The sequence below is a fragment of the Acinetobacter kyonggiensis genome, from assembly GCF_900107285.1.
Classification (GTDB): domain Bacteria; phylum Pseudomonadota; class Gammaproteobacteria; order Pseudomonadales; family Moraxellaceae; genus Acinetobacter; species Acinetobacter kyonggiensis.
The window spans coordinates 133,590-150,691 of sequence record NZ_FNPK01000001.1 but is presented as its reverse complement, the minus strand read 5'-3'; the positions used below and the strand labels follow the sequence as shown (position 1 = coordinate 150,691).

Below are 17,102 nucleotides of genomic sequence, written 5' to 3'. Positions count from 1 at the left end.
ATTCCATCGTCGTTGTAATTATTGATCTGTAATAGTTCATTTTGATCGGCTCATTTGTTATAGATTAAACTATGCCATGATCATAAGGCTAAAATTCATAATTTATCTATAGCTCTGTTAAACTACTCATCTACCTAACACGATGAGACACCATGAGTTTAGCCACCCTGATTAATGAATTAAACCCTCAACAAAAGCTAGCAGCAACTACTGAAACAAAACATAGCTTGGTACTTGCAGGGGCAGGCTGTGGTAAGACCAAAACCATTGTGGCACGTGCAGCATATCTGATTGATCAAGGTGTGCCAGCCAATCAAATCCAGATTCTCACCTTTACTCGTCGTTCAGCCAGTGAAATTGTCGCACGTGTAGAATTGGCTTTGGGCGAGCAAGCCAAAGGTTTACGTGCATCGACGTTTCATACGTTTTGTATGTATTTATTGCGCCGTATTCCTCAAGCATTTGGTTTGGAACAATTCACGATTATTGACCGTGATGACCAGATCATGATGTTTCGTCTCATTCGCGGCAAAGATGATAAAAACAACCCGAATCAACTGCCGAAACCGAAAGAACTCTGTGATCTGTATTCTTTTGCCCGTAATACCCGTCAAAAACTGAGTGTGGCTTTAGAAAAACAGCATCCTGAACATATCGTGTTTAAAGATCAAATTGCCGCAATCATGCAAGAGTACGAAGCACGAAAACGTGCACGTAGCTTCTTGGATTATGATGATATTTTGGCGATTGTGGCTTCGGCTTTAGAACAATCTGAAGGCTTAGTTGACTATGTATCATCCATTTGCCAACACATGTTGGTCGATGAAATGCAGGACACCAATCCACTGCAATGGGCTTTACTTGAGCCGCTTAAAGACAAAGTAAGCCTCTTTTGTGTGGGTGATGATGCACAATCGATTTACGGTTTCCGTGGTGCGGATTTTGAAAATATTCACCATTTTAAAGAGCGTGTACCTGACGCGCAGATTTTTAAATTGGAACAGAATTATCGCTCGACGCAAGAAATTTTAGACTTGTCGAATTGGTTACTGGATCAAAGTGAAATCAAATATGACAAACGCTTAGATGCGCATCGGGGTGAAGGCGTTAAGCCGAAAATGCACATTTTCCCCAATGAATTTGATGAAGCAAAATGGATTGCGATTGACATTAAAGAGCGTCATTATTTGGCTGGAAATGCATGGCGTGACCATATGGTGTTGGTGCGTTCAAGTTTTGCCGCACGTCATATCGAAGCCGCCTGTATTCAAGCCAATGTGCCCTACCGTTTTATTGGTGGTATGAAACTCCTTGAAACTGCGCATGTGAAAGATTTATTAAGTTTGTTGCGTGTGATTGCCAATCCTTTGGATGATATTGCGTGGATGCGCTTTTTGACGTTGTGGAATGGCGTGGGTGATGTGGGCGCGAGTCGTTTGGCACAACAACTTCTGCAACAAGCCGATATGGATGGTATTTTTGAAAAGTTAGAAAAATTTGCTCGGATTCCCGCACAGACGTTATTGCTGATGAAGCAAATGACAGTGCTCAAACAAGAAGTCCAAGCTTGTGTCAGTCTCGGTATTCAAGCCATTGAAACACAGCTTGCTGAAAATTATAAAAAAGACTGGAATCGCCGTCAGGGTGATTTTGAGTTGGTGAAACAATTGGCATCGAAACATTCACAGCTGAGTGAGTTTTTAGAAGAGTATGTGCTCGATCCCGTGTCAATTTCTGAAATTGAACGCCAATCAGACGATGATGTGGTCACGCTGATCACCATTCACTCTGCCAAAGGGGCAGAGCAGAAAATTTGTTATGTGGCCAATGTCACTGCGGGGCAGTATCCACATGCACGTGCGCAAGGCAGTTTTGATGATGTGGAAGAAGAGCGTCGTGTGCTTTATGTGGCATTGACCCGTGCACAAAATGAATTGATTTTGACCAAGCAAAATTTAAGCCTTTGGGCACGTGATCAGGTCGATGAACAAGGGCGTAAAGTGGAAAGTTATTTTCTCAATGATTTGACCCGCAATTTGTGTACCATGGAAACCCATCACAAAACCCGTCAACAAACGGTAAAAAGCGCTTTAATTGAACGTCAATCGATTAATTTAGATTTTGGCATTGATCTCGATTAAACTATAGCAATTGCGTTATTTTGTTTTTTATTGCGAAGTTCAAAAAGTCGAGTAGGCGAGTGCTTTTTGATGATTTTGCCTATTTAAAGGTTGTGAGATGAAAATTTTAGTTCGTAATTTAGAACGTACAGTAACAGAAGCTGAATTACTGAAGCTATTTCAAGAATTTGGTACTGTGAATGCGTGTAATTTGATTTTAGACCCTGCAACAGGTAAATCTAAAGGTTTTGCCTTTGTCGATATGCCACATGGTCGTGAAGCTGTGAGAGCGATTAAAGGTTTAAATACGCTTCGTTTGCACGGACATGGTATTCGTGTAAAACAGGCCGAAAATAAGCCTGAAGCGAAAGCTGACGTTAAGTCAGAAGCAAAATAAAGATAAAAAAGGAGCTATGGCTCCTTTTTTATGGGTAAATGAAAATGAAAAGAAAATTTTCAGCACTTTCTATTGTGGCACCAAGTGGACAACGCATTGCCCAAGGCATGAAAACTTTAGAGGTTCGCTCATGGCAACCTGAGCAACTTCCTTTAAAAGATTTATTGATTGTCGAAAATAAAATTTTTTTAAACCATGATGCTGATGAGGAACTGGGGGTCGCAGTGGCTTTGGTCGATGTCGAGTCAGTCCATGTTTGGCAGCCCAATGAGGTTGAAGCTGCATGTGCAAGTTATTGGGCAGAAGGTTATTTTGCTTGGCAGCTCAGTAATATTCGACCCATTAAGGACAAAATTGAAGTCCCTGCAAAGCGGAAAATTTATTTAATTGAAATGGATCATGCATAATTTTTATTGTGAATTGCTTCAAATAAAGTTTAATCTTAGCTGTGTAAAAAACGCCAAAATTTAGGAATATCATTATGTCCCGTGTTGCTCGCTTCCATGCTGACCGTACCAATCAAAAACTGTATTTTGCACGTCTTTCATGTCAACAAGCAGAGCAAATCGAACATCTTCAACAGATGCAGGCACATCGTGAAGCTGCCGTATTTCACTTGCATGGTGCAGTATTGGCTTTTTTACAAGAATTGGTTCGTTATTATCGTTTAAATGACGTTGCACCGACCCTGAAATCGATTGAAGAGCATATGGCTGCAAAAGGACAAGTCTCTCCAGAAGTCACGGTAATGCAGCAATTGGCAAAACATGGTTTTATTGCAGAATTGAAACGCGCTTATCGTATGTGTCAATACGCACCTGAACCAAGCGCGCCAGAACCAGAAAATGAAACATCATCAAATTTAATTATTAAAGTGACGCAAACCCCACAAGCATGGTTGCCTGATACCAAAATTTTGCGTGAATGGCACCGTGATTTAACCCAGCTGATTGATGGTTTTCGTAACGAAATGGTCGAGTTTTAATCTTTATAATCTGCTCTTGAAGTTTTTAGCATTGACCTTATATAAATAGTCTACGTAATGCAAAGTGCAACAGCCTTTGCCACCATGTTAAACATGGAGGATATATGTCTATAGAACAGTTGAAAGAATTATTTGGTAATCAAGAAGCGATTTTAGAATTGGTTCAACTTGAAGGTGGCGAGTTGGCATTGCGAAATGCAGGCTCTGAAAAAGAACCCTTAGTTAAAATTCAGTTTAATGATGAAGTGAAGACACTCTTGGGTGATCAGATGCCAGTAATTGCACAACATATGGTGCAAGCTGCTTTATTTGCCATGATGGAAAAACAAGTCAACGAATGGCAGGCAGAAATAGTGGATGAGCAACCTCAGCATTTGAGTTGATTTTTCCCATAAAAAAACGCACTAAAGAGTTAATGTCAGTCAGCTAAGGAGTTTATTACAAAACTCCTTAGCTTTTTAGTTCTTCACAACGGAGTCTTATATTTTTTAAATCAAATACTTGGAGCTCATCTATTACTTTGGATAAGCCCAAAGTAATCAAAGGCATTGTCATTCGCAAAACTCGTCAAATACCTTTTATTGATCAATTCATCGCAGAAACTGTACTTTTCCAAAGTAGTCTTGCCTCGAACAATTGCGAATGACGTTTTCGTGTATCGAATAACATCATGAATTTAAAATAAAAAAGCCAGTCAATTTCTTAACTGACTGACATTACACCAATGAGTGCGTTTTTATCACAAAAACCTAATGCGTCGGATCTTGATGATGCGCAATCTGAATTTGATTGAGAATATGATTGGTCATATTTTTTGCCATTTCCTCTTTGGCAAAATACACTTCACCAATCGCCTCACGACGAATCACTTCCGCTTCTTCCTTGCTTTCGGCACAGACCAATACCTGAATTTGCGGATTCAATGTTTTGGCAATATCGACAATTTTATGAATATCTAAAATATCCATCGGCGAGAGCACCAGTAAACGCGCATGTTGAATATGTGCTTGAATCAGTACACCAGCTTCGGTGGCATGACCCGAAACTGCGGCAATCCCTTTCTCACGTAAATTTTCGACAATTTCTCGGTTTTCTTCAGCAATCACCACTTTAATACCATCTTGCATCAGTGCACGTGTAATACGACGCCCCACTTCACCGTGACCGACAATCACCACTTGATCACGTAAATATTCTTGAGAGACTTCATCTGGCAGCATAGAGAGCGGGTCACCACTACGTTCGAGTAAACGCGCCAAATGCGAGCGCTCTCGAATCCAGTTTTGAATAGGTTCAATTGCAGAAAATACAAAAGAATTTAAGGTGATTGAAATTAGGGCACCAGCAAGAATCAGGTTTTGACCTTCAAGGGATAAGAGTTGTAGAGACACACCCAAGGTCGCCAGAATAAAGGAGAACTCGCCAATTTGTGCCAAACTTGCACCTACGCTTAAGGCGGTGTTAATTGGGTAGCGGAAGAACAGCACCAGTGCCATAGCAGCAATGGTTTTACCAATCATAATAATACCCACCACAGCAAGGACATGCAGCGGTTGCTCAATTAAAATTCTTGGGTCGAATAACATGCCGACAGAAACAAAGAACAGAATGGAGAAAATTTCACGTAGGGGTAAAGTTTCTTCTTCAGCGCGGTGACTAAAGTCTGATTCTTTGACCACCATACCTGCAAAGAATGCACCGAGTGCCATGGATACGCCAAAAACTTTATAGGCGCCAAAAGCAATGGAAACCGCAGCAGCAACAACGGTGAGGGTGAAAAGTTCACGCGAACCTAAGCGCGCGACAATTTGCATAATAAAAGGAACTAAGCGTTTGCCAATAATCAACATAAAGGCAATGAAGCCCGCGACTTTAAGCAGGGTGACTGCTAAGGTCATCCAAATATTTGCAGCAGGATCTGATCCTGCAATAGGGGTTCCACCAAGTAAAACGGCTGTGGCAGGCAGGAGAACCAAAACTAGAACCATCACCAAGTCTTCAACCAATAACCAGCCTACGGCAATTTTCCCGTTGACCGAGTTGAGTAAACCCCGATCCCCTAAGGCTTTGAGTAAAACCACAGTACTGGCACAGGAAAGGCTTAAGCCAAAGACCAAGGCAGAACCAAAACTCCAGCCCCACATCATGGAAATACCGATTCCCAGTAAGGTTGCCACAGCAATTTGTAAAATTGCTCCGGGTAAAGCAATGCGACGTACCTGCATCAAATCATTTAAGGAAAAGTGCATCCCAACACCAAACATGAGGAACATGACCCCAAGTTCAGCCAATTGGTTGGCAAGATGCATATCTGCGACTATACCGGGTGTATTCGGACTAATAATAATACCGGCAATAAGATAACCAATTAGGGGTGGGAGACGTATACGAGCGGCAATATAGCCAAAAACAAGCGCAAGTCCAAAGCCAACGGCCAATAATATAATCAGATCTATGTCATGAGGCACTAAAAACTCCTTAAGCCTAGGTTAAGGGTAAAAAGGATAAGCACAAAAAATGCCAAAAGATTGTTTTAAAGTTTATCAAGTCGGGCAAAAAAAATGCAAAAAAAACGACCCGAAAGGTCGTTTTTTTAAAAAAGCAAAAATTATTTAATTTTAGCTTCTTTGAAAATTACGTGTTGACGGATTTTTGGATCAAATTTTTTGATTTCCATTTTTTCCGGCATAGTACGTTTGTTCTTAGTAGTGGTATAGAAATAACCTGTACCAGCTGAAGAAACTAGACGAATTTTATCACGCATGGTTCAGACTCCTTAGATCTTTTGACCTTGAGCACGAAGGTCAGTAACAACCTTTTCGATACCCAATTTGTCGATAATACGCATACCTTTAGTGGTTAAACGAAGACGTACAAAACGTTTTTCGCTTTCTAACCAGAAACGGTGGTGATGCAGGTTCGGCTCGAACCGGCGTTTGGTTTTGTTGTTTGCGTGCGATACGTTGTTACCAACGATTGGACGCTTGCCGGTAACTTGGCAAACCTTAGACATGGTGAACTCCATTGCTAGACAGCACCGATTGTGCGCTAGTCATTAAAAGTAAACGGATGAAATCATTCAAGGGGCGTTTTATACCAAAAATACGCTTAAAAGACAAGCGAATTTAATAAAAACACAGCATGATTATGTGTGATAGATCATGCCTTGATCAGTTATCGAAGAAGGGTCTTTGAAATTAGTCGATGAATCGGCTTGTTAAACGGTGGAAGAATAAATTTTAAGCTATACAGCTTAGGATTAGACATCACTGACCGTTCATGTGACAAACTGAAGAAACCTTCTGGACCATGATATTTCCCCATACCTGAAGCACCGACCCCACCAAAAGGTAAGTCATCTTGTGCAACATGGGTCAAAACCGTGTTTTGTCCGAAATGCCCTGAATGAGTACGCTGTGCGACATAATCAGCACGCGCTTGATCAAAGTCGAAGTAGTATAATGCAAGTGGACGAGGACGGCTATTAATAAACTCAATAACATCGTCAATTTGATCATATTCTAGAATGGGCAGAATAGGACCAAAAATTTCCTCTTTCATAATCTGCATTTCTGTGGTTACGCCAGTTAGTAATGTTGGCGCAATTTTCCGAACTAAACTTAAATTTTCATGTGCAGGATTAACCTCAATAATTTTAGCACCCTGATTGCGTGCATCTTCTAAATAGCCTTGGAGGCGATTGTATTGTTTGTCATTAATAATTGAGGTGTAGTCTTGATTATATTCAATATTCGGATACATCTCTGTGACACAGGCACTATAGTGTTCAATAAATTCAGCCGTTTTGCCTTTCGGTAGGAACATATAGTCGGGTGCAACACAGGTTTGCCCCGAATTCCATAATTTACCTGCCGCCAGACGTTGCGCGACATCTTGTAAATCGATAGAAGGGTGAACCAATACCGGTGATTTTCCACCAAGTTCTAAAATGACAGGCACTAAATTTTGCGCTGCTGCGGCCATGACCGTTTTGCCAATTTCGGTAGAACCTGTGAAAATAATTTTATCGAAGGCTAAATGGCTAAAAGCATCGGAGATCTTCCCACCGCCATTGATGACTGCGACTAATTCGATTGGAAATGCTTCATTGAGTGCTTTTTCAAGCACCTGACCAAACTCGCTCGATGCACTTGAGATTTTGATCATGGCATGGTTACCCGCCGCAATCGCGCAAATGAGAGGGCCAATCGACAACAATAAAGGATAGTTCCAAGGGGTAATAATGCCGACAACGCCTAAAGGTTGGTATTGCACCCAAGCTTTTGCCGGTTGATGGATAATTCCAACATGGCGTTTCGAAGGTTTCATCCAATGGGTCAAATGCTTGCTATAATATTTGATATGTTCAAGACAAGTGAGCAGTTCCCCAATTTTGGTTTCGCCAATGGAACGGTTACCATAGTCTTGATTAATTGCTTCAGCAAATTGATCTTGATACTTAACTAAGATACGCTTTAGACGTGCTAAACGATCAATGCGTTCCTTTGCTGTTGGTAAAGGATGGCGTTGATAGGCATATTTTTGTTGTTCTAGCACATCATGTAAGTGCTGAATATCAGAAGAATGTGGTGTCATTGAAGTTGTTTTTGTTTGACTGTTCATGACCGATTACCATTAAATAAAAAGCGATTAATTTATTTTTTAGAGTAAAAGCTCTAAATAGTCAAGTTACTTTATGTGTTAGCTAGCTAACCTATTGAATGAATGGTTACTTTAGGATGTCTCACTCCAAAACGGTGAAAACCAAAGAACGTATTTTACAGCTCAGCTTACAGTTGTTTAATGAGCGCGGTGAACGTTCTGTGACAACAAATCATATTGCAGCTGAACTGAATATGAGTCCGGGTAATTTGTATTACCACTTTCGTAATAAAAATGAAATTATCAAAGAGTTGATGGAGCAGTATCAAAAAGAAACTTTGGAAATGCTTGCATTACCAGATGATCGCTTGCTCGATGCCAATGATAAGATTCGCTATTTTCAAGTGCTGAGCAGTCAGCTTTGGGCTTATCGTTTTCTGCATCGTGATGTTTATCATTTGGTTGAAAATAATGAAGATTTTCGAAAAATGTATCCACGTTTTGCGGGTCAGGTGATGCAGCAGGGGCAGAAAATTTATAAAGCCTTTGTGAATGCAGGGTTAATGCAAATGACGGACTCGGAAATTGAGGCTCTCATTATTAACTTGTGGATTGTTTTGACTAACTGGACCAACTTCTTATATATGTCGGGTCATATTACCGATTCAAATACTTTAGAAGAAAAGTGGGTTTGGCAGGCATTACGTCAAATGGTGTTCCTAGAAGGGGCATATTTACGGGGTGAAAGTCGTCAAACTTATGAACATTTGCTTGAAACGCTAGGCCCTTCAGAACTTTTTGAGAGCTTATCCTCAAGTAAAAATCACGATGCTACATAGCCTATTTAGAAAGCCTTAAAAAAGCGTTAGAATGCTCGGCTTGTTTTTCAATTTAACTGATTAGTGATATAAACCAACATGAATATGACAACTGCTAACACAGCACGTTTACTGATTACTTGCGAGGATAAACCAGGGATCGTGCAAGCTGTATCGAGCTTTTTGTATCATCAAGGAGCAAATATTACCGCACTTGATCAATACGCGACTGAAGCTCAGGGCGGGCGTTATTTCATGCGTGTTGAGTTTGAACTGGATAATTTGCAAAGCCGTAAAGAAAGTTTAACCCACACTTTTGCCAGCAATGTTGCAGAGCGCTATAACATGCATTGGCGTTTGGCATTGGTGAGTGATGTTAAAAAAGTCGGTGTTTTAGTCTCTAGAGTTGATCATGCTTTGCTTGAACTGTTGTGGCGTCATGCGCGTGGTGGTTTGCCATGTGAAATCACAACAGTAGTGTCAAATCATGAAGATTTACGCGAATCAGTTGAAAATTTTGGTATTCCTTTTGTTGTTGTCCCTGTAAATAAAGACAATAAAGAAGAAGCTTACGCAAAAATTGATGAGATCATGCAGGGCAACGACTTACTTGTACTTGCACGTTATATGCAAATCTTAAGTGAAAGCTTTGTTTCTAAATGGGAAATGAAGATTATTAATATCCATCATTCATTTTTACCTGCCTTTGTCGGTGCTAATCCGTATAAGCAAGCCTATGAAAAAGGGGTGAAACTGATTGGTGCAACAGCGCATTATGTAACGGCTGATCTCGATCAAGGTCCAATCATTGAACAAGATGTAGAGCGAGTAAATCACGATTTTACCGTTGATCAATTACGTGAACTTGGACAGGATGTCGAGCGCAATGTTTTGGCGCGTGCGGTGAAATGGCATCTTGAAGACCGTATTATTGTCGATGGTAATAAGACGGTTGTTTTCCAATAGTTTTTTAAAATGATCGATTCAAAAGGTATGCTTTAGGCATGCCTTTTTTGTTTTTGATTTAAAAAACTCATTAAAACTTTCGAATTAATAGTTGCAAATGAAAACACTTCTCATTTATTATTGGGCTACTTTAATTGTACTAACCGATGAGTTTGATTGTTTAAATCTTTATTGATCAACAATCGCTTGAATTAGGTAACTGATTTTAATGAGTCAATCTTCTGCTCTACATATGCAAACTCCCAATCCGATGAAAAAGAAAATTATCACCGCACTTATTGCAGTGGTGGTCGGTCATATGGGCGTGTTATGGGCGGTGGGGCAAATGAAGACCCCTGAACTCAAACCGATTGAAAAGGAACCTTTACAAGTTCGTTTTGTTAAAATTCAAGAGCCACCAAAGGCGTTACCTCCAAAGCCTAAAGCTGAACCGAAAAAAGAAAAGCCGAAGCCTAAAGAAGTAAAACAAGTTAAAATTGTAGAAAAGCAGCTTTCTCCACCGCCGAAAAAGGTCGAGAAAGTTCAACAAGTTAAAAAAGCAGAAACAGCAAAACCTGTTGTGAAACCTGTTGAGGCGAAACCTACGCCATCTCCTGTTGTAACGACTACTGTTTCTGAAACGAAAGTGATTAAATCTGCACCAGTGCCTGCACCTGTTTCACCCCCAGCGCCATCAACACCACCTTCCCCGAAAAGTGTATCGATTGGTGGTTCGGGAGTGCAATGGAGTCGTTCGCCTAAACCGTCATATAACAATAAAGATTTAGATGGTCAAACGCGTACGGTGGTCGTGCATATTGAAGCAAATGAAAAAGGGGTGATTACTTCTGCACGTATTGCACGTTCAAGTGGTGTTGCTGCTTTAGATGAAAAGATTTTACGCGCAGTGCGTAGTTCCAAATTCAAACCGTACAAAGAAAATGGCGTGGCTTATCCAATTAGTGCTGACCAACCATTTGAATTGACATTGAACCCTAACGGCTAACTTTTATCAGGAGTTCGAGTATGAACTTTTCAGTTTATTGGCAACATGCAGATGCGGTGAGTAAAACACTGTATTTCGTGTTATTGGCAATGTCGATTACAACATGGACGATCTTCGTTTTACGTTTAATCGGGACTCGCCAACTGAAGCAGCAAGCTTATGCTCAACTTTCTCAAGCGTTAAGCAAGTTAAAAGCAAAATTTTCGCCTTTGAATTTTGAACAACGTAAAGCGGTTGCAGAACAAGCTTTATTGCGTCAAATTTCTGCGGAAAAAGCAAATGCGGAAAAAGGTGTTGCTGTTTTAGGTACGATTGCTTCACTGGCACCTTTTGTCGGCTTATTTGGTACAGTTTGGGGTATTTTTCATGCCTTGGTTGCTGTCGGTAAAAGTGGTCAAGCTGGTTTAGCACAAGTGGCAACCCCAGTGGGCGAAGCTTTGATTATGACTGGTTTAGGTTTGGCGGTCGCTATTCCTGCGGTACTGGCTTATAACATTTGTGCACGTGCGAACCGTAGCTTTGCACATGAGTTACAAGACCAAGCACATGGTTTGTTAATTGACACCATGTTGCAACAAGATTCTGCTGCACAAAAAGTAGAAGCGAAAGCAACACAACAAGGTTTAGTTGGAGGTCAAGCTTAATGGGCTTTCAATTGGGTGAAGACAACGATGCAGGCATGAATGAGATGAATCTCATTCCACTCATCGATATTATGTTGGTATTGATGATCATCTTCTTGGTGACAGCAACCGTTGCTAACCCATCAATTCCATTAACTTTACCAAAAACCACAGCGGAAATTACTCAGCCGCCACCTAAAGCAATCACCGTAAGTATTAATGCCAATGGTGAAGTGGCTTGGAATGCAGAAGTGATTAGTTTAGATGAGTTACAAACTCGTTTGAATGAAGCGGGTCAAGCTGAACGTAAGCCAACGGTTCAATTACGTGCAGATAAAGAAGCACGTTATGATACTGTTGCACAAGTCATGTCACGTGCGAGCGAAGCCGGGCTCAGTGATATTGCTTTCCTTAGTGATAACTAATCCGATCATTTAAAAAGCGACCTTAAGGTCGCTTTTTTTATTGCTGAAATTTGCTCCAAAATAGAGATTATTCAGACTTAAGTAAGTTTTGAAACTTACTGCGTAATTTCATTAATTTGGGTGGAATAGCAAAGTTACAGTAGCCTTGTGATGGATTACGGGCAAAAAAGTTTTGGTGATATTCTTCAGCAGGGTAAAATTTTGGTGCAGGGCTCAGTTCAGTCACCATATTTAAGCCATCAGCTTTGAGTTGATCAATGCTTTGTTGCGCTTGCTGTTGCTGTCCATCATTGAGGTAATAAATCACGGAACGATATTGTGTGCCGATGTCATTGCCCTGACGATTTAATGTGGTTGGATCATGGGTGGTGAAAAATACATCTAAAAGTTGTTCGAAGCTAATTTGTGTCTCATCATAATTAATCAAAATGACTTCTGCATGGTTGCTGTCACCACGACAAATATCGTCATAATTAGGGTTGTCAGTATGACCGCCTGCATAACCGCTGACCACTTTCTGCACACCTTTAAGCTGTAAAAATATGGCTTCGACACACCAAAAACATCCACCACCAAATAATGCTTGTTGCATGGTTTTATCCTGTATTTGTTTATTGTTTTTAATATAGGGGCTTTTTATGAAGCTACAATGTCTTTATTGATGCTTGAAAGTAAAAAGTCTGACTGAACAGACTTTTTATTGTTGCAATTTAGCGCGGTTGAACTGAGCTTTTAAGCTGGATCAGGACATTGCCATGACGATCAAGCAGTTTGAGTGTTTTACCAAACACTTGATAGTTTGCCACTTGATCTAATGCTTGGTTAAATTTTTGAGAGACATTGTTGTTGTCTAAGCATGCCATTTTTGTTCCTGCCATTTGACTCAAGACTAAGCTATCTCGTCCAGCTTCATAGCTGCCCATAATACGGTTGCAGCCATCCGCGCCACTTACGCGCTTTGTTGCTGCATCAAATTGTAAGCTTGGAATGTTGTGTGCGCTGGGTGCGGTTTTAATTTCGCTATTACCAATATGTGTTGCAATCCAAGTTTTGTTTTGCAATTGAATTAAGTTTGCAGTTTCAATGGTCGAAGAGGCGTTTGGCACCGTTTCACAACCTGTAAAAGCAAGCGCTGCACCAATGATACTGATCGTTAATAATTTTTTTAACATCTTCATGTCTCATTTTTTAATTTAACTTATAGGCTATATAAGCAAAAAAAAATGTATTTAACTAGCTTTAAATGTATGTTTTTTATTTTAAAGTTGCAGTTTTATTGGGGGTCTCGATTTTTCTTTGCGGTAAATTTTGCCGAATAAGCGCTGAATATTGTGTGCTAGAAAGATCATTTAACTCACTGACCCGTGGGTTGATATGCGCTTTTTCATACCATTGTTTCATACTAAGGTCATGTGAAATAGCATTTAAGTCATACAGATAATTGGGTAAATAACCTGAAGCCAGTAGACGATAATCGATTGGTAAATGTTGTTTAGATACCGCTTGCACCATATCAAAGACCAGCGTGGTGCAGTTACTGGTCAGCGTGTTATACCATTTGGGCTGTTTTTTTAAGTCATTGGATTTGCGTAGATATTGTTCAAATAAAGCGCGACTTTCTGCTTTCGACATGTTGATGGGAAAGAAATAGACCTGTTCACCACGGCTATTACTACGCGTATAAATTAAATCTTTTTCATCCGCAGCCACAAGACTGAGTTCATATTTTCTAAAAAAACCACCAATGGTCGAAAATTCTTCATTTTTTTCTTTGCGAATTTCAATCGAGAAGGTGAGTGGTCGGCTATTGGCAAAATCAAAACTCACCAAAGTATGGGCAATACGTGGTCCCATCCAGTAGGAGGTAATGATATTGACCCCTGTGATTTGCTTTAAATCAAACTGACGAGATTCCCAGCGTTCATCATAATGACCGTCTGCATGCCAATTAAAATTACGCACATTGTGTAAGGTGACAAGATCGCCTTGTTGTTCATAAGCAAGCACTTGCGCAACTTCGGGATTCCAGTCGCGATCTTGTTTGGCTTCTAAGCCAAAATACCAGCATAAGCCGCAGAGCAAGCCAAGTATATACAGCAAAATATCGGTGTGACGGCTAAAGAAAGCTTGGGTGGTATAAATTCCAATAATACTGAGTGCAAAAGCAATCCAGATGCCAATCAGTATACGGGTCATCAACCCACCTAACGGTTCTTGGAACCATAAAGCAAGACACAGCCAAATAGAGGATAAAATAACAAACAGACTGAATATGGAGTGCAGTAGGCCCATACCCAAAGCAGTAAAAAATTCTGTTTTTCCAATATTATGCATATTTGACTGTGATAAATAATTCTTTGCTTTATTTTCGATATGTTGCGAACTCGAAAGCAATCCCTGTTTTGTCGTCAATATGTTGTTCAGCTGAAACCTTTTTAAACTCCGTGGGAATTTCTGGATAATAGGCATCGCCTTGAACATCAAGTTCGACATGAGTCAGTTCTAGACGATCAGTAATATTCATGGTTTGTTTGAAAATTTCACCACCGCCAATAATAAAAATGCTGGTCGGTTTTTCCGAAGCCTGTACATCGGCAACAGCTTGAGTTAAAGCATCTTCAATTGAATACGCGACTTTTGTCCCTTCAAATGACCAGTTGTGGTCACGAGTAATGACCCAATTGACCCGTTTTGGCAGGGTACGTCCCATAGACTCTAGTGTTTTACGTCCCATGACTACGACACCACCTTGGGTGATGGCTTTAAAGTGTTTGAGATCAGCAGAAATATGCCAAGGTAAATCATTTGCTTTACCAATGCAGCGTTGTTGATCCATGGCTACAACGTGAACAACTTCTAAATTTTGAAATGTCATAAAGCTCGCCTTATTTGACTGTATCCCCCATTTGTTTTATTCAAGTCCCCCTTTTTTAAAGGGGGATTTAGGGGGATTACGAATTTAGTGGAATCACTAATTAGAAAAATTAAACCGCAACAGGGGCTTTAATACCCGGATGTGATTGGTAATCGACAATTTCGAAATCTTCAAATTTAAATGCGAAGATGTCTTTGATTTCTGGATTTAATTTTAGTTGGCACAGTGGCATTGGCTCACGGCTTAATTGCAATTGTGCTTGTTCAAAATGGTTCACATATAAATGTGTATCACCACCCGTCCAAACAAACTCACCCACGTCTAAGCCACATACTTGGGCAATCATATGCGTGAGGAGTGCATAGCTGGCAATGTTAAATGGAACGCCTAAGAACACATCTGCGCTACGTTGATACAATTGGCAAGAGAGTTTGCCGTTCTGTACAAAAAACTGGAATAGGGTGTGGCAGGGTGGCAGGGCAACATTGCCAGCTTCATTGGGATTCCAACCCGAGACAATTAGACGACGTGAATTTGGATTGGTTTTAATTTCATTAATCAACCATTGAATTTGGTCAAAGCCATCTTGCTCATACAAGCCATCCGCTTTTTTCGTCGCACCAAAATTACGCCATTGATGACCATAAACGGGACCAAGTTCGCCTTCAGGACGACCAAAACGCGCCGTTTGTTCTGCGGTTGACCATTCATCCCAAATTGAAACTTTGTTGTCTTGAAGATATTTAACGTTGGTGTCACCTTTGAGGAACCATAATAATTCAATCGCGATGGAGCGAAAATGAACTTTTTTGGTGGTCAATAACGGAAAACCTTGAGCAAGATTAAAGCGCATTTGATGACCAAATACAGAACGTGTACCTGTTCCAGTACGATCGCCTTTGTCGCCACCGTTGTCGAGGATGTGTTGTAAAAGGTCTAAATACACTTTCATAAAAATTCCAAAAAGTTGAGTTCCCCTAAGCACAAACCTCATCATTGAAGGCTTGTTGCGAAAGGATCATCTAAGTCGAGTTAACCTAGCAGTCTATACTAAAATGAGGGCTTTTTTAAGCGTTAAGCATGGGCAATTGGGCTGAGGCAGGGGATAAAAAATACTGAATTTGAATACCATGTTGCCGCGTCATCGGTTGGAATACTAAGCCAGAAGACACATGACTTCGTTATTTGGGGAGCGAAATTTTTTGCAGATGAATTTTATTTCACTTTTACAGCACTAAAAATAAATTAAAAAATAGCCAGTTAGCGCTTCTATGTTAACAAAGACAAAATATCTTACATATTTTATATGAAAAATTAACATTCTGGCATTACCATTCTCAGCTGATAAATAATCAAGTATGTGTATTGCGGACTGTAAGTGCAGTGCTTAAAGAGAAGTTAGAGGTTTGGAATGATTTATGATCAACATATGGATATGCACGATATTCATGCGCCTACAGCAACAGAAATCATTATTCGTTCAAAAGCAGGTCAAAGCTATAAATCTACAGTAAATTCAGATGAGATCATCAGACCAGAAAAATCAAAAAATAAAAACTATACTTCTGGTAGTGCTCAGCGAATTGATATTGATAAATTTACTCAAAGATTGCAAAGCATCACCAGTCAAACCAGTTCAAAAAAATGCGCAAAAAGTATCAGAGTGGCTTTGGAGTCAGCTGGTGCGCAGTTCAAAAGCCATCCTATTGCTGCCTCGGATTGGGGCAACACCCTGATGAAAATTGGGTATAGACAAATTAACCCTAAGTTTGATGCACCTAAACAAGGGGATATTTATATTATTCGTCGAACCAATAAGCATACCTATGGTCATATTGCTGGGTTTACGGGTACGCAATGGGTGTCTGATTTTAGACAAAAAAGTTATGATGTGTATAAAGAAAGTGGTTTGACTTACCAATATTATCGCCCTGATTTTTAAGTGCTTAAATATGAGCAAATTGCTTAAAGAATAAAAGCTCCGACTGGGGCTTTTATTCTTTAAGCTGACCAAGAAATGTGTCACAAGGGTAATACCAGTCAATTAAGGGTTTTAGAAATAAAGTCCTTAGTTTTTAGTTATTCATGACGGAGTCTTATATTTTTAAATTAACTACTTGGAGCTCATCTATTACTTTGGATAAGCCCAAAGTAATCAAAGGCATTTGTCATCCGCAAAACTCGCCAAATCCCTTTTATTGATTAATAAATCGCAAAAACCTTACTTTTTTAAAATAGTTTTGCCTCGAACAGTTGCGGATGACGTTTCCGCGTGTCCAATAACATCATGAGTTTAAAAAATAAAA

20 protein-coding genes are annotated in these 17,102 nt (G+C 40.0%); 11 read left to right on the top strand and 9 right to left on the bottom strand.

Annotated elements, in window-relative coordinates:
- Nucleotides 1–152: 152 nt before the first annotated feature.
- The 5 genes from BLV99_RS00710 (at nt 153) to BLV99_RS00690 (ending at nt 3,885) form a co-directional block, all read left to right on the top strand.
- Entirely contained in the window at nt 153–2,141 is a 1,989-nt protein-coding gene (locus BLV99_RS00710; RefSeq protein WP_092686724.1) for an ATP-dependent helicase, read from the top strand.
- 97 nt (nt 2,142–2,238) lie between these two features.
- On the top strand, nt 2,239–2,517 hold the full coding sequence (locus tag BLV99_RS00705) for an RNA recognition motif domain-containing protein (protein ID WP_086183822.1): 279 nt from the start codon (nt 2,239–2,241) through the stop codon (nt 2,515–2,517).
- A gap of 44 nt (nt 2,518–2,561) precedes the next feature.
- Nucleotides 2,562–2,924 (top strand): ASCH domain-containing protein, encoded by a 363-nt coding sequence (locus tag BLV99_RS00700; protein WP_092687127.1) that lies wholly within the window; start codon nt 2,562–2,564, stop codon nt 2,922–2,924.
- A gap of 74 nt (nt 2,925–2,998) precedes the next feature.
- Nucleotides 2,999–3,502 (top strand): DUF6586 family protein, encoded by a 504-nt coding sequence (locus BLV99_RS00695; RefSeq protein WP_086183821.1) that lies wholly within the window; start codon nt 2,999–3,001, stop codon nt 3,500–3,502.
- Nucleotides 3,503–3,606: 104 nt separating this feature from the next.
- The gene (locus tag BLV99_RS00690; protein WP_092686721.1) at nt 3,607–3,885 is read left to right on the top strand and encodes a hypothetical protein; all 279 of its coding nucleotides are present in this window, start codon (nt 3,607–3,609) and stop codon (nt 3,883–3,885) included.
- A 366-nt stretch (nt 3,886–4,251) separates the two neighbouring features.
- On the opposite strand, the gene BLV99_RS00685 is transcribed toward BLV99_RS00690, so the two are convergent.
- From BLV99_RS00685 to BLV99_RS00670, 4 genes are all read right to left on the bottom strand, one after another.
- Nucleotides 4,252–5,970: a cation:proton antiporter gene (locus BLV99_RS00685; RefSeq protein ID WP_092686718.1), complete on the bottom strand. Its 1,719-nt coding sequence runs from the start codon at nt 5,968–5,970 to the stop codon at nt 4,252–4,254.
- A 140-nt stretch (nt 5,971–6,110) separates the two neighbouring features.
- Nucleotides 6,111–6,266, bottom strand: coding sequence for a 50S ribosomal protein L33 (rpmG, locus tag BLV99_RS00680; protein ID WP_001205031.1), 156 nt, complete (start codon nt 6,264–6,266; stop codon nt 6,111–6,113).
- Nucleotides 6,267–6,278: 12 nt separating this feature from the next.
- Complete coding sequence (gene rpmB, locus BLV99_RS00675; RefSeq protein ID WP_086165042.1) at nt 6,279–6,515, bottom strand: 50S ribosomal protein L28; 237 nt, start codon at nt 6,513–6,515, stop codon at nt 6,279–6,281.
- A gap of 161 nt (nt 6,516–6,676) precedes the next feature.
- Entirely contained in the window at nt 6,677–8,125 is a 1,449-nt protein-coding gene (locus BLV99_RS00670; RefSeq protein ID WP_086183818.1) for a coniferyl aldehyde dehydrogenase, read from the bottom strand.
- Nucleotides 8,126–8,241: 116 nt separating this feature from the next.
- On the opposite strand from BLV99_RS00670, the gene BLV99_RS00665 reads away from it, so the two are divergent.
- The 5 genes from BLV99_RS00665 (at nt 8,242) to BLV99_RS00645 (ending at nt 11,921) form a co-directional block, all read left to right on the top strand.
- On the top strand, nt 8,242–8,943 hold the full coding sequence (locus tag BLV99_RS00665) for a TetR/AcrR family transcriptional regulator (RefSeq protein WP_086165040.1): 702 nt from the start codon (nt 8,242–8,244) through the stop codon (nt 8,941–8,943).
- Nucleotides 8,944–9,021: 78 nt separating this feature from the next.
- Complete coding sequence (purU, locus tag BLV99_RS00660; RefSeq protein ID WP_086183817.1) at nt 9,022–9,888, top strand: formyltetrahydrofolate deformylase; 867 nt, start codon at nt 9,022–9,024, stop codon at nt 9,886–9,888.
- A 208-nt stretch (nt 9,889–10,096) separates the two neighbouring features.
- Nucleotides 10,097–10,873, top strand: coding sequence for an energy transducer TonB family protein (locus tag BLV99_RS00655; RefSeq protein WP_092686715.1), 777 nt, complete (start codon nt 10,097–10,099; stop codon nt 10,871–10,873).
- 20 nt (nt 10,874–10,893) lie between these two features.
- Nucleotides 10,894–11,517: a MotA/TolQ/ExbB proton channel family protein gene (locus BLV99_RS00650; RefSeq protein WP_086165038.1), complete on the top strand. Its 624-nt coding sequence runs from the start codon at nt 10,894–10,896 to the stop codon at nt 11,515–11,517.
- Entirely contained in the window at nt 11,517–11,921 is a 405-nt protein-coding gene (locus tag BLV99_RS00645) for an ExbD/TolR family protein (RefSeq protein ID WP_086183815.1), read from the top strand. Before BLV99_RS00650 ends, BLV99_RS00645 begins: the two co-directional genes overlap by 1 nt.
- Before the next feature lie 67 nt (nt 11,922–11,988).
- Here the strand turns inward: BLV99_RS00645 and msrA are convergent, their stop codons facing one another.
- The 5 genes from msrA to thyA all read right to left on the bottom strand — a co-directional run bounded on the left by msrA (nt 11,989) and on the right by thyA (nt 15,748).
- Nucleotides 11,989–12,513 (bottom strand): peptide-methionine (S)-S-oxide reductase MsrA, encoded by a 525-nt coding sequence (msrA, locus tag BLV99_RS00640; protein ID WP_092686712.1) that lies wholly within the window; start codon nt 12,511–12,513, stop codon nt 11,989–11,991.
- 118 nt (nt 12,514–12,631) lie between these two features.
- Complete coding sequence (locus tag BLV99_RS00635; protein WP_092686709.1) at nt 12,632–13,093, bottom strand: META domain-containing protein; 462 nt, start codon at nt 13,091–13,093, stop codon at nt 12,632–12,634.
- An 82-nt stretch (nt 13,094–13,175) separates the two neighbouring features.
- Nucleotides 13,176–14,255: an Lnb N-terminal periplasmic domain-containing protein gene (locus BLV99_RS00630; RefSeq protein ID WP_092686706.1), complete on the bottom strand. Its 1,080-nt coding sequence runs from the start codon at nt 14,253–14,255 to the stop codon at nt 13,176–13,178.
- 28 nt (nt 14,256–14,283) lie between these two features.
- Nucleotides 14,284–14,796 carry a dihydrofolate reductase gene (locus BLV99_RS00625; protein ID WP_092686703.1) on the bottom strand — a complete coding sequence of 171 codons (513 nt, stop codon included), beginning with the start codon at nt 14,794–14,796 and terminating at the stop codon, nt 14,284–14,286.
- Between the two features lie 109 nt (nt 14,797–14,905).
- A complete protein-coding gene (gene thyA / locus BLV99_RS00620) occupies nt 14,906–15,748 on the bottom strand; it encodes a thymidylate synthase (protein ID WP_092686700.1) in 843 nt (280 codons plus the stop codon).
- A 459-nt stretch (nt 15,749–16,207) separates the two neighbouring features.
- Between thyA and BLV99_RS00615 the strand changes: the two genes are divergently transcribed.
- Nucleotides 16,208–16,738, top strand: coding sequence for a CHAP domain-containing protein (locus BLV99_RS00615; RefSeq protein ID WP_092686696.1), 531 nt, complete (start codon nt 16,208–16,210; stop codon nt 16,736–16,738).
- Nucleotides 16,739–17,102: the final 364 nt, after the last annotated feature.